General features: G+C 43.5%; 14 protein-coding genes and 1 riboswitch. All 14 genes read right to left on the bottom strand.

Annotated features, from left to right (window positions below; translation table 11 throughout):
- Positions 1-56 precede the first annotated feature (56 nt).
- The 14 genes from KYJ26_RS04355 to KYJ26_RS04290 all read right to left on the bottom strand — a co-directional run bounded on the left by KYJ26_RS04355 (position 57) and on the right by KYJ26_RS04290 (position 13004).
- Positions 57-1409, bottom strand: a complete 1353-nt coding sequence (locus KYJ26_RS04355) for a bifunctional metallophosphatase/5'-nucleotidase (protein WP_219166190.1) — start codon at positions 1407-1409, stop codon at positions 57-59.
- A gap of 27 nt (positions 1410-1436) precedes the next feature.
- On the bottom strand, positions 1437-2261 hold the full coding sequence (locus KYJ26_RS04350) for a sulfite exporter TauE/SafE family protein (RefSeq protein WP_219166189.1): 825 nt from the start codon (positions 2259-2261) through the stop codon (positions 1437-1439).
- 20 nt (positions 2262-2281) lie between these two features.
- Positions 2282-3124, bottom strand: a complete 843-nt coding sequence (locus KYJ26_RS04345) for a DUF72 domain-containing protein (RefSeq protein ID WP_219166188.1) — start codon at positions 3122-3124, stop codon at positions 2282-2284.
- Between the two features lie 138 nt (positions 3125-3262).
- A complete protein-coding gene (gene sufB / locus KYJ26_RS04340) occupies positions 3263-4660 on the bottom strand; it encodes a Fe-S cluster assembly protein SufB (RefSeq protein WP_219166187.1) in 1398 nt (465 codons plus the stop codon).
- Between the two features lie 39 nt (positions 4661-4699).
- The gene (gene sufU / locus KYJ26_RS04335; RefSeq protein ID WP_098350063.1) at positions 4700-5140 is read right to left on the bottom strand and encodes a Fe-S cluster assembly sulfur transfer protein SufU; all 441 of its coding nucleotides are present in this window, start codon (positions 5138-5140) and stop codon (positions 4700-4702) included.
- Positions 5130-6359 carry a cysteine desulfurase gene (locus tag KYJ26_RS04330; protein WP_219166186.1) on the bottom strand — a complete coding sequence of 410 codons (1230 nt, stop codon included), beginning with the start codon at positions 6357-6359 and terminating at the stop codon, positions 5130-5132. Before KYJ26_RS04330 ends, sufU begins: the two co-directional genes overlap by 11 nt.
- A complete protein-coding gene (gene sufD / locus KYJ26_RS04325) occupies positions 6359-7669 on the bottom strand; it encodes a Fe-S cluster assembly protein SufD (protein ID WP_219166185.1) in 1311 nt (436 codons plus the stop codon). Before sufD ends, KYJ26_RS04330 begins: the two co-directional genes overlap by 1 nt.
- Before the next feature lie 17 nt (positions 7670-7686).
- Complete coding sequence (gene sufC, locus KYJ26_RS04320; protein WP_034763664.1) at positions 7687-8472, bottom strand: Fe-S cluster assembly ATPase SufC; 786 nt, start codon at positions 8470-8472, stop codon at positions 7687-7689.
- Between the two features lie 301 nt (positions 8473-8773).
- Positions 8774-8920 carry a YuzK family famiily protein gene (locus KYJ26_RS04315; RefSeq protein WP_219166365.1) on the bottom strand — a complete coding sequence of 49 codons (147 nt, stop codon included), beginning with the start codon at positions 8918-8920 and terminating at the stop codon, positions 8774-8776.
- 336 nt (positions 8921-9256) lie between these two features.
- The gene (locus KYJ26_RS04310; RefSeq protein WP_219166184.1) at positions 9257-9622 is read right to left on the bottom strand and encodes a carboxymuconolactone decarboxylase family protein; all 366 of its coding nucleotides are present in this window, start codon (positions 9620-9622) and stop codon (positions 9257-9259) included.
- 136 nt (positions 9623-9758) lie between these two features.
- Positions 9759-10583 carry a MetQ/NlpA family ABC transporter substrate-binding protein gene (locus KYJ26_RS04305; RefSeq protein WP_219166183.1) on the bottom strand — a complete coding sequence of 275 codons (825 nt, stop codon included), beginning with the start codon at positions 10581-10583 and terminating at the stop codon, positions 9759-9761.
- 16 nt (positions 10584-10599) lie between these two features.
- A complete protein-coding gene (locus KYJ26_RS04300; RefSeq protein ID WP_219166182.1) occupies positions 10600-11268 on the bottom strand; it encodes a methionine ABC transporter permease in 669 nt (222 codons plus the stop codon).
- On the bottom strand, positions 11265-12287 hold the full coding sequence (locus tag KYJ26_RS04295) for a methionine ABC transporter ATP-binding protein (protein ID WP_219166181.1): 1023 nt from the start codon (positions 12285-12287) through the stop codon (positions 11265-11267). Before KYJ26_RS04295 ends, KYJ26_RS04300 begins: the two co-directional genes overlap by 4 nt.
- Before the next feature lie 152 nt (positions 12288-12439).
- Positions 12440-12546: riboswitch (SAM riboswitch) on the bottom strand.
- Between the two features lie 104 nt (positions 12547-12650).
- On the bottom strand, positions 12651-13004 hold the full coding sequence (locus tag KYJ26_RS04290) for a hypothetical protein (RefSeq protein ID WP_219166180.1): 354 nt from the start codon (positions 13002-13004) through the stop codon (positions 12651-12653).
- Positions 13005-13567: the final 563 nt, after the last annotated feature.

The following is a 13567-nucleotide window of genomic DNA, read 5'->3' as shown; positions in this document are numbered from 1 at the left end:
ATTTCATCGCTCCCTTCACTCATATGTATGTTATGAATGAAGAAACGGTGACCTATTTACTGCTTTAATTTCCATTCCAAAACGTCCCGTAAAAACTCCGGCATAAAGTACTTTTTCTCAAGCCTTTGAAGGTCTGGAAAGAAGTGACCGAAAGTGAACATATCAGGAAGCGCCAGTTTGTACATTTTTGAAGGCTCGATCGGGGAGTCTCCAATCAGGATATCATGGTTACTGAAATGAATATTGTAATATACAAATCTACCCATCACTTTCCCCCTGAACCCAAGGCCCTTCACTTCAAGATTCGGCCAATCCTCATTGAGAGTCTGCTTAATGATTTCCTTCAGCTCAGCTCCCTTCATCCGGATCATACATGGGTTGATGGGATGGGGAAGGATGCTATGCAAATCCTGCTTTGTCACTGCTCCCTCATGAAGACCATCCATAAGAAGACCTGAATTTAAGAATCCGCAATCAGCACTACACCATTCCACAAGTGCTGCACAAAGCCTGTCAGGAAGGAGGGATGGCTGAAACCAATCGACTGGGAGAGGTGCTTTCAGCCGGGTAATCTCTTGCTCTAATAATTTTTCCCCCTTGCGAATCCAATCAAGAATCTCCTCTTCTTCCCCCTCAACTGAAGGGAGTTCATGCTGTTCATATAACACTGCCTTTTTTTCTACGATTTGCTTTGTAGCCGTATCCACTTCAATGGTCACATGACCGACGTAGTGACCATATTTCCCTCCGGCACCCAGCATGGTCCCTTTCACCATTTTGCCCACAGGTAATACATGGTGGGTATGTGCACCGAGAATGACGTCTATTTCAGGGAATTGCTCCCCAATCATCTCGTCATCCTTGATTCCTAAGTGCGAAAGCAGAATGATCATATCCACTTTGGGATGAAGCTCGTCAACCAATCTCTTTAATTCATCTATTGGTGAAGTGATATTCCAGCCGAGCGCTTCGTAAAAAGGCTTGAAATAGGCCGTTAATCCAATGACACCAATCTTCCCTCCTCTACCCGTCTGATAAATCCGGTGAGTATCTATCCAGTCGGGACGCCCGGATGACTGATCCAGCAGGTTCCCGACAATCACATCAAATTCGGCATCTTTATAGAGATTGTTTAAATCATCATAATCAAGGGTGATCCCTTCGTTATTGCCGATTGTGACGGCATCGTACCCCGCTTCATTTAATAACTCTACATTCCCTAGTCCCAACGTCGCTTCACTCAAAGGGTGCCATCGGTCAACGTGATCTCCGATATCGAATACATACACAGAGTCCCCGTCCATCACATGCTGCTGTTTTCGCTGTTTGAGGAAATCTCTGATCCTGGGCCAATGTTCAAAGTGACTGTGAAGATCGTTCGTATGATAAATATGAATGGTTTCTCTCATAAGTCGTTCACTCCTATAGGAGGTATATTATCCTGTCATTCCTTGATAAATCAACCGAATTCCAATTAATATCAAAATAATTCTCAATACACTAACCAATACTTTGGATTCGAGCTTCGTGTTGATATACGCCCCGATCTTTGCGCCGATCCAGGCTCCCGGGATGAGAGCGAGTGCATAGAGCCATTTAACATTCCCGAACAGGACATGTGTGCCGGAACTTACAATTGCCGACAGAAAAATCATGAACATGGACGTTGCCACGGCCACATGAGGTGGGAATAAGAAGATCAGGATCATGGCAGGGACCATCAATGAGCCCCCTCCAATGCCGAATAATCCGGATGTGAAGCCGACGACAAAGGCAATGGCCGCACCCAGGACAGGAGGATATCCGTAGCGAAATGTCTCTCCGCTTGGATCGGTGAATTCCCGTTGGAAGGATGCATTCCTGAATTTTTCAATGGGCTTTAATTTATTCCGCACCATCAGAATCACGGCTATCAATATCATGAAAATTCCGAAGTAAAGATTAAAGCTCTCCATATTCAAGCCTTTGTTCACCCACGCACCGACTATGGAACCAGGTCCGCTCCCGGCAAAGAAAATCAAGCCGCTTTTATAATCGACGGTTTTATGCTTCAAGTAAGCAAGGGTGGATGATAATCCCGTAAAAATCATAATAACCAAAGAAGTACCTACAGCCGTTTGAGGGTTCATGCCATCTATCAAGGTTGTATATGTACCAAAGTATATCAAGGCAGGTACAACGATCACACCACCGCCGAGTCCGACGAGGGAACCGATCGCCCCTGCTAAAAGTCCAATGGATAGAAGAACAATCCATTCCATCTATCTTTCATCTCCTGTCATTAGAAAAGATCCAGCTGCTTCGGTGCAAGCCCGTCATACTCGATGCCCAGCAATTCAATCAGTTCTTTCGCATTTGCTGCGGCGTCTCCTCCAGAATTATTGTTAAATAAAATATATAAATCTTTCGAGTTTTCATGTAAGCGATGAATGTGAGGAATCCACTCTTCCAGTTCGGCACGATTGTAGCGATAAAGATAGCGAACCTCACGCCAGTCTTCCCCATTCGGTTTATTCCATCCATACAGATTCCTGCCGTGAAACCGAATGAGCGTAGCCTCTTTATGGGTGGCTTCGAGCACCCGAGGTACAGACCCCTCTCCTGCCTGTGGTTCATCGCAAATACTGTGGATCCAGCCTTCATTTCCCATGAAGGATAAGGTCTTTTCCCGATACTCCGGTCTGAACCAGCTCTGATGACGGAATTCAAGTGCAAGGGGAAAGTCCTTTAACTGCTCCCTGCAATACCGGATATATGCGACATGCTCTTTTTTACAGTCGTACCATGGTGGAAATTGCAGCAGGACCATGGCTAATTTATCTGCCTTCACATATGGCAGAAGGGAATCCTTGAATGCCCGGAACATGTCTTCCTTTGTTTCGAAGGGGATTTCTCCACGCTGATGCCCGGTGATCCCCTGATAAGCTTTTACAATGAATTTAAAATTTTCCGGTGTTTCTCGTACCCATTTTTCAGCATTGCGAACAGGCTGGACCGCGTAAAACGTCGTGTCTACCTCTACGATGGGAAAATGGGCTCCATATTCTTTTAATTTATCACGTAGAGAGATATTCTCATAAAGGGTATCATGATCTCCCCAACCTGTGACTCCTATGTATATCATCCGCATTCACCTGCTTTATTATGAACATGTCCATTTTATCATAAGGGAAATGGAAATTCTTATGTTTGGCTTGATCCACCGCCATTTAGAAAAAGAAAAAACTCCCCTGATAAACATCAAGGGAGTTTGACATGTAGATTATCCGATTGAACCTTCCATTTCAAACTTGATCAGACGGTTCATTTCAACTGCGTATTCCATCGGAAGTTCTTTCGTGAATGGCTCGATGAAGCCCATTACGATCATTTCTGTTGCTTCTTCCTCTGAAATACCGCGGCTCATCAGATAGAATAACTGTTCTTCAGATACTTTTGATACCTTCGCTTCGTGCTCTAACGAAATGTTATCGTTAAGGATCTCGTTGTAAGGAATCGTATCGGAAGTCGATTGATTATCCATGATCAGCGTATCACACTCAATATTTGAGCGTGCGCCTTCTGCTTTACGGCCAAAGTGTACAATTCCACGGTACGTTACTTTACCACCATGCTTTGAGATGGATTTAGAGACGATCGTAGAAGATGTGTTAGGTGCCAGGTGGATCATTTTCGCTCCGGCATCCTGGTGCTGGCCTTTCCCTGCAAGTGCAATGGATAGTGTCATACCACGTGCGCCTTCACCTTTCAGGATGACAGCCGGATATTTCATCGTCAGTTTTGAACCGATGTTTCCATCCACCCATTCCATCGTTGCGTTCGCTTCACATACGGCACGCTTCGTTACCAGGTTGAACACGTTGTTCGCCCAGTTTTGAATCGTCGTATATCGACAGTATGCATCTTTTTTGATGATGATCTCAACGACTGCAGAGTGAAGTGAGTTCGTTGTGTAAACCGGTGCTGTACAACCCTCTACATAGTGAACGCTTGCGCCTTCGTCAACGATGATCAACGTACGCTCGAACTGACCCATGTTCTCAGAGTTAATACGGAAGTAAGCTTGAAGTGGTGTATCCACCTTTACCCCTTTAGGTACGTAGATGAACGATCCACCGGACCATACCGCTGAATTCAAGGCAGCGAATTTATTATCCGTAGGAGGGATAACCTTCGCCCAATGCTCACGGAATAGCTCTTCATTTTCCTTAAGAGCAGAATCTGTATCTTTGAATACGATTCCCATATCTTCAAGATCTGATTGCATATTGTGATATACAACCTCTGATTCATACTGTGCAGATACCCCTGCAAGATACTTTTGCTCAGCTTCAGGAATCCCTAGTTTATCAAATGTTTGCTTGATCTCTTCAGGTACTTCATCCCAGCTGCGCTCAGATTTTTCAGATGGCTTCACGTAATAAGTGATTTCATCAAAGTTCAATTCCTGCATATCTCCGCCCCATTGAGGCATTGACATATTATAAAAATGCTCAAGTGATTTCAAACGGAAATCAAGCATCCATTGAGGTTCTTCTTTCATGCGGGAGATTTCTTCTACGATTTCACGCGTCAAACCACGTTTCGAGCGGAAAATGGAAACGTCTTTATCGCTGAATCCATATTTATAATCCCCGATCTCAGGCGCTTTCTTAGCCATGTTGATTCCTCCATTCTTTGGTAGGGCCGAAGGAGAGCATTAGTCCTGCTCTTCCTCTGACACTCCTTTTTCCATCGCTTTCCATGCCAATGTCGCACATTTGATGCGGGCAGGGAATTTCGCGACTCCTTGTAATGCTTCAATATCTCCTAAATCCACATCGTCATCATATTCATTGCCTTGCATCATATCAGAGAAGATCTTGGAAAGCTTGAGGGCTTTCTCAATCTCTTTTCCCTTGACCGCCTGTGTCATCATGGAAGCAGAAGCCATGGAGATCGAACAGCCTTCTCCATCAAACTTCGCATCCTGAACGACACCGTCTTCCACCTTCAATGTCAGGTGAATGCGGTCACCACACGTAGGGTTATTCATGTCGATGGTAAAGCTTCCATCCTCTAAAGAACCTTTATTACGTGGATTCTTGTAATGATCCATGATGACTTGTCGATACAACTGATCTAAATTATTAAAAGACATCGCTGAAAAACTCCTTTGTCTTCACCAGGCCGGCAACCAGTTTATCAATATCTTCTTCTGTATTGTAAAGATAGAAACTGGCACGTGCTGTTGCGGATACGTTCAACCACTTCATCAGCGGCTGTGCACAATGATGACCAGCGCGAACGGCAATCCCTTCAGCGTCAAGTACAGTCGCTACATCATGGGGGTGAACATCATCAATGTTGAACGTCACAAGACCGGCACGCTGACCCGGATCATTTGGTCCGTAGATTGTCATCCCCTCAACTTCACTCATCTTGTTCAAAGCATAAGCCGCAAGCTTATGTTCGTGCTCTTCGATGTTATGAAGCCCTACTTGCTCAAGGAAATCAATCGCAGCTCCAAGTCCGATGGCACCTGCAATGATCGGTGTGCCTCCTTCAAATTTCCACGGAAGCTCTTTCCATGTGGATTCCTGAAGGCCGACAAAGTCGATCATTTCCCCACCGAATTCTACCGGTTCCATTTTATTCAGATGCTTTTTCTTACCGTAAAGTACTCCGATCCCTGTAGGACCTACCATCTTATGACCGGAAAAAGCAAAGAAATCGCAGTCTAAATCTTGTACATCAACTTTCATATGTGGAGCTGCCTGAGCTCCGTCCACAACCATGACGGCATCATTTTCATGAGCGATCCTGGTAATTTCTTTGATCGGATTCATTGTACCAAGTACGTTTGAAACCATCATGATGGAAACGATTTTCGTTTGGGGAGTGACAGTCTCTTTCACATCCTCGATCGCAATCGTCCCATCTTCCTGAAGTGGAACATATTTTAACGTCGCTCCGGTTTCTTTGGCTAACTGCTGCCAAGGAATGATGTTACTGTGATGCTCCATATGAGTGATCACAATTTCGTCACCCTCAGTCAGGTTCGCACGGCCGTAGCTCGCTGCGACGGTATTGATTGCAGTAGTCGTTCCACGGGTGAAAATCACCTCTTGAGTAGAGGACGCATTAATGAAATTGCGGACCTTTTCACGGGCACCTTCATATCCATCCGTTGCTCTCGTACCAAGAGTATGAACACCTCGGTGAACATTTGAGTTATATCCACGATAATAATCATTCATCGCTTCTATAACGGAAACAGGCTTTTGAGATGTTGCGGCACTATCAAGATAAACCAGTGGATGGCCATTTACTTCCTGGTCGAGAATCGGAAATTGTTTACGAATCTCTTTTACATCCATTAGTTTACTTTCCTTTCAATAACCTCAACAAGCTGTTTCTTAACTCCTTCGATTGGTAATTGTTTTACCACAGGAGCAAGGAATCCGTGGATGACAAGACGTTCTGCTTCGTGCTGTGGAATCCCGCGACTCATAAGGTAGTAAAGTTGTAATGGATCTACACGGCCTACAGAAGCTGCGTGACCTGCTGTTACATCATCTTCATCGATTAGAAGAATCGGGTTCGCGTCTCCACGTGCTTTTTCACTAAGCATTAACACCCGTGATTCCTGCTCTGCATTCGACTTGGATGCACCATGTTCAATTTTACCGATACCGTTGAAGATGGAAGACGATTCGTCTTTCATTACTCCATGCTTAAGGATGTATCCTTCAGAGTTCTTACCGTAGTGAACAACCTTCGTCGTGAAGTTTTGTTTTTGTTTTCCACGTCCGACAACGACGGTTTTCGTATCACCATATGAGCCATCGCCCATCAGGTTCGTCACATTTTCAGAAACGGTATCACCGTCGTTCATTAACCCCAAAGCCCACTCGATGCGGGCATCTCTTGCTGCTACACCACGACGGTTTACATATGTCGTGAATCCGCTTGTAAGATTATCCACTGCACCGTATGCCACTTTCGCGTTATTATTTGCCAACACTTCTGTGACGATATTGTATACACCGTTCTCTACATCAGCTGTAGAGATATAGTTTTCTACATATGTGACAGAGCTATTATCTTCTGCGACAACCAATACATGGTTGAACATAGCAACGTCAGCATTGTCATGAACGTAAACAGCTTGAATCGGTTGAGAAAGTTCCACATTCTTAGGAATGTACAGGAAGGCTCCTCCATTCATCAACGCTGCGTGAAGGGCAGTAAGCTTATGCTCATCCGTTTTCACGCCTTCAGTCATGAAATACTTCTGTACAAGCTCGCCATGCTCTTTTACTGCTGTAAAAATATCCGTAAAAATAACACCGTTATCTTTTAATTCGTTCGATAGTGAAAGAAAAGCAGGTGTATTATTCCGTTGAATATAAAGACTTTGATCTTTGTTTTCTAAATCAACTAATGCTTTCGCTTCTTCAGGCAGCTCGCTCAATGATGAAAACGCGTCACTTTCAACTGAATGCTTCTGGAATTGAGTGAAATTCCAATTTGTGATCTTCGTTTTATCAGCAACTGGAAGGCTAAGATCCTTTACTTTATCAAAGGCATCTGTACGAAGGGTTGTTAACCATTCTGGCTCTCCAAGTTGTTTTGAGTAGGAGCTGACATAGTCCTGATCTACTGGTAGTTTCGTTTCTACAGTCATTTTCATCCCCCTAACACTTACGCTTCTTGGCCAACAGTTTCGTCTTTGATTCCTAACTCTTCTTTAATCCAGTCATATCCTTCCGCCTCAAGGCGTTGAGCTAATTCTTCGCCGCCTGATTTCACAATGCGTCCCTGCATCATGACGTGAACATGATCTGGAGTGATGTAGTTAAGAAGACGCTGATAGTGAGTGATGATCAGGCAACCGAAATCTTCCCCACGCATTTTGTTGATTCCTTTTGAAACAACTTTAAGAGCATCGATATCAAGACCTGAATCGATTTCATCAAGGATAGCGATCTTTGGTTCGATCATCATTAATTGAAGGATTTCATTACGTTTCTTCTCTCCGCCTGAGAATCCTTCGTTCAGGTAACGTTGAGCCATGTCCGGATCCATCTCAAGGTATTCCATTTCGGAATCCATTTTGCGGATGAATTTCATAAGGGAAATTTCTTCGCCCTCTTCACGACGGCTGTTGATGGCTGAACGTAAAAAGTCTGCGTTCGTTACGCCACTGATTTCACTTGGATATTGCATTGCAAGGAATAGACCTACGCGAGCGCGCTCATCCACTTCCATTTCAAGGACATCTTCACCGTCGAACGTGATGCTTCCCTTTGTCACTTCATACTTCGGGTGACCCATGATCGCAGAAGATAAAGTTGATTTACCTGTACCATTTGGTCCCATTACTGCGTGGATTTCTCCACCCTTAATTTCAAGGTTAACCCCTTTCAGGATTTCCTTTCCTTCAATCTCAACATGAAGATCTTTAATTGTTAAAGTAGAACCTGCCATGTGTATTTACCTCCGTGACTTTATAATGAATTTAAGAATACAATTCTTTAATCATTCTCAATTTATTCTCATTACAATCTTATAACAAATAAAAGCTATAATCAACTTTTTCAAGTTGTCAGTTCATGTTAACCGGACGATAGAATCCTTATCTATTGTTGTCCTAAATGGGTGGAAAAATGTAGGATGTCGATGACTTGTTTCTCTTTGGCGGACTTTAGCCGGTTTTCTGCCCTTTCATCATCTATAAACAGCAAAAAACCAGTGCACATCCTACACTGGTTTCCTTTTTTCTTCCTTATTATATATTAGCGTGCACCCTGCGATCAAGGGCCGCAATCATTCTTCTGCTTTCCTTGTATTCCTGCTCTCTCTTTTGCTCTACTTGCATCCTGACATCATGCTTTCGTTTGTACACCTCATAACCAATCCCATGGGCTCCATGCATAGCCTTTTCCATTTCACTTGTGTACGAGATACTCTCAAGAGAGTCGATAATGAATCATTCCTTTCAGGTTTTTAATTACTTTACAACTATACTACCCCCTCGTTCATAAGACAAAACCGGTATTTCATCATTTTTTCTGAAAAATTCACCTTCAGAATCACTCCCGGGGGCTACCCTTAAGTTTTCACAAAATTCCGCCATTATACTGCCAATTAATAGTGCATCAACGGAAATTTATTAACCACTTTGTATATTTATTAAGTTTTCGCGACTATTTCGTTAGGTTGAATGTACCGTAATATAAAAAAAGAGAAGGATTTCTCCCTCTCGATTAGGTTATTGCTTTAATTGATTCAAGTCTTGAATGGACTGTTGAACCAGGGTGACTGCCTGGCTCATGACGGCTCCTCCGCCGAATGCAGCTGTTACGCCGATGGCCTCAAGGATTTCTTCCTCACTGCACCCTTGATCGAGGCATCCTTTTGTGTGATAGATGATGCAGTATTCATCCTGTGAATACAGACTGATTCCAAGGGCAATCAGCTGTTTTTCTTTTTTGGTAAGTACTCCTTCTCTAAAGCAGTGCTCAGTAAATGTGTTGTACTGCTCTGCCAGTTCCGGCATTTTCTCAGTGAAGATTCCAAGTCCCATTTTATAATCATGAAGGGCTGCTTCTGTTGTATTTCTCGGTTCCATCTGCATTTCATTCAACTCCATCTCAAAATAGATTCATCGGAAATAGTATGAGCCAATCAGGAAATGATTATGTTATTAAATTACGGAAAGGGCTGTGATCAAATAAAGCCGATGCTGAATAGTCAGCATCGGCTTATGATTGTTATTCAGTTACCGGTACAACCGCTCCGTCCCATTCTTCATTGATGAAGTCCTGGATTTCTTTTGAGCGCAATGCCTCAACCAAAGCTTTTACCTCTTCTTTGTTTTCATCACCTTTGTTCACCGCAATCACATTTACGTACGGTGAGTTACTGTCTTCGATGGCAATTGAATCTTCGAGTGGCTTCAAGCCAGCATCGATGGCATAGTTCGAATTGATGACGACCGCATCCCCTTCTTCATTTTCATACATTTGTGGAAGCAGGGCTGCTTCGTATTCATAATCGAATTTCAGCTTTCTAGGGTTTTCTTTGATGTCTTCCAGTTGAGCCTGTGTATTCTCGACACCGTCTTTTAATGTAATCAGACCCTTTTTCTCCAATAATGTGAGGATGCGTCCATGGTCGGAAACGGAGTTACTCATGAGAATCGTTGCGCCTTCTGGAAGGTCCTCAAGTGATTTATACTTTTTAGAGTATACACCGATCGGCTCGATATGAATTCCGCCGGCGTTGACGAAATCATAGTCATTTTCTTTCATTTGTAAGTCCATATACGGTGTGGTTTGGAAATAGTTCGCATCCAGGTCCCCATTATCCAGGTCTTTGTTCGGTAGGATATAGTCCTGATACGTTTCGATTTGAAGATCGATCCCTTCCTCCTCTAAGATCGGCTTCACTTGTTCAAGGATTTCTGCATGAGGTACATTCGATGCCCCAACCACTAACTCCTTCTCGTCGCTCCCTCCGGAACTTGAATCACTCCCGCATGCTGCTAAACCAAAGATACTCGTTGCTGCAATAATACCTGCTGCCCATTTTTTCATTATCATTCTCTCCTTTTTATCTTTTATCTAATTTATTTGTAAAGAAATCACCTATTAGTTGAATGGCGAAAACGACAAGTAAAATCATGATCGTTGCTGCCAGTGTTACATCTTCCCTGCTGCGCTGGAATCCATCCAGATAGGCGAGATTCCCCAAGCCTCCTGCCCCGATGACCCCTGCCATCGCTGTATATCCAACGAGGGCGATGGCTGTTACTGTGATTCCTGATATTAAAGCCGGAAGTGATTCAGGAATCAATACTTTCCATATAATTGTACTCGTTTTAGCTCCCATTGCTTTCGCTGCTTCAATGACGCCTTTGTTCACTTCTCTCAGAGCAATCTCAACCATCCTGGCATAGAAAGGAGCCGCTCCTATGATCAAAGCAGGAAGAGCTGCGTTCGCTCCACGTATCGTATCCAATAATAATTTGGTGAAGGGAATCAATAGTACAATCAGGATAATGAACGGGATGGAGCGGAACACGTTGACCACTGCACTCGTTATGGTATAAGTAAGCTTGTTCTCCCACAAATTTTCCTTGGATGTAAGAAATAACAAAATTCCAAGGATCATCCCCAATACAAATGTAATTAACACCGACATCCCGGTCATATAAAGGGTTTCAAGGGTGGCTTCCCACATCTTTTCCCAATCCACATTCGGAAATAAGTTCTCCATCATCCTCGTAACACCTCCACCTTAACCAACTGCTCTTCGGCAAACTGAACGGCTTTGTTGACCGTCTGTTCTTCCCCGTCCAGATGGACGAATAGCGTACCGTAAGCTCCTTTTTGTGTTTGTGAAATTTGCCCTTGCAGGATATTGACTTCAAGATCGAATTTCCTGATCAGGCTGGTGATGAGCGGTTGCTCAGTCGAATCGCCCACGAATGTAAATTTAATGACTTTTCCATTCGGATACTGTTCCAATAGGTGCTGAATTGTTTCTCCCGTTTCCTCTCCTTGGGATACTTCCTTTACAAATCGCTTTGTCACCTGCTCTTGTGGATTCCGGAACACTTCCAGGACATCACCAATTTCTACAACCTTCCCTTTTTCCATGACAGCCACACGGTGACAGATTTTTTTGATCACATGCATTTCATGGGTGATCAAGACGATTGTGAGTCCTAACCGTTGATTGATGTCCACCAGCAAATCAAGGATGGAATCGGTGGTTTGCGGGTCTAATGCTGAGGTGGCTTCATCGCATAGAAGGACGTTTGGATTATTCGCCAGAGACCTCGCTATCCCGACTCTTTGTTTCTGCCCTCCGCTCAGTTGAGAAGGATAGGCATCCCCTCTGCCTTCCAATCCGACCAGCACCAATAATTCATTGGCTCTTTGTATCCTTTCCTTCTTGGGTACCCCTGCAATTTCCAAGGGGAACATAATATTTTGCAGGACAGTCCGGGACCAGAGGAGGTTAAAGTGTTGAAAAATCATTCCAATGGACTGTCTTGCCTCTCGCAACTTTTTCCCCTTCACCTTGGAAACGATTTGTCCATTCACATCGACAATACCCTGATTCGGAACCTCGAGTCCATTGAGCATCCGAATCAGCGTACTTTTACCTGCACCACTATAGCCGATCACTCCAAAAATTTCTCCTTCGGCAATGTCAATATTTACTCCATCAACTGCAGCAATCGGACCATTTTTGGATTGATAGATTTTCTTTACATCTGAAATACTGATCATGTTGTCTCCACCTTCTTTCTAAGTAAAACGGTCGTTTTAATCAGGATTGTAAATATATCCCTGCAACCTCTCAAGCTCTTTCAGGATATTCAATAAAAAAATGCCCTCCTGCGATAAGCAGAAAGGCATAATCATATATAGGACTATCCTTTCTCTCATCTTTCAAAGCAATCGCTTTGAGTGAATTGGCACCATTTCAATTTTCATTGACGGTTGCCGGGCTTCATAGGGCACGTCCCTCCACCTCTCTAAATAAGAGTAAAGTATCAAGTTATTTAATTTTATTAGCTAAAGACTCTGAAAATTTGCTACAAGAGAGATTCTATCATCGGATATAGAAAAGTGTCAATTCTTTTTTTACTTTTATGACACTTTAACCGGTTCCTTCACCCTGGACCTTGTCAACCAAAGCACCGACTCCACAAATAGCAGCGGGCGGTATCCTCCCCTGACTTCAAGGATTCCTTTTTCAACCAGTTGGGACAATCGCTCTTCACCTGTCAACAGAGAAATGATATCCCCCTCTTCTCCCTCGATCACAAAATGTGCTTCAGGCATTATATCTTCTAATACTGCACAACGGCTGTTCGAAATGGAAATTCCATAGATCCAATCCCTGCGTTGAAAATGAAGGATAAATGGGCTGTCTGGAAACAAGAGTCGTAAATGGTATCTTGAATGACACTGATCTACTAATTCCTCTAAATATAGTCGCATGAATACCCTCCCAGTGAAACTTCTATATACTTACAATTCCACTTCAGGTGATCATTCCCTTTTAAACATTCTCGACATGTTTTGAACGGATGTATCAAATTTGTCGAACAGTAAGAATTTGGATGATGGAAGGTCAAAAAATGAGGGGATTCGAACCATTTCCCGAGAAATATGTCTGCGAATGTAGAAAGAAAAATGCTAAAATGTCCAAAGTATAAAAACAAAAGGCTGTTTTCGTAAACATTGTTGTTTTTGGATGTAGCGAGTGGCGGTTGATTTCCGCTACAGGTGCTCGCTTTCCGCGGGGCTGGCGGTGAGCCTCCTCGGCTTAGCCTGCGGGGTCTCACCTGTCCAGCGTTTCCCGCAGGAGTCGAGCACCTTCCGCTCCAATCAACTGACGCGAAATTTGACTATCACAAAGGAAATGTGGAGATCGGGTATGCCACTGCTTTTTCATTCGTTGCAGTGACTGATTTTATTTCATAGTCCCATACTCTTTTAAAACTGATGGTCACACACCATTTTGCTCTGTCAACACATACTACTCCAGAGGGTGAAGGGAA

The sequence above is a fragment of the Rossellomorea orangium genome (assembly GCF_019334305.1).
Classification (GTDB): Bacteria; Bacillota; Bacilli; order Bacillales; family Bacillaceae_B; genus Rossellomorea.
Note: the sequence above shows the minus strand (reverse complement) of the source record. Positions and strands in the feature narration are given on the sequence as shown.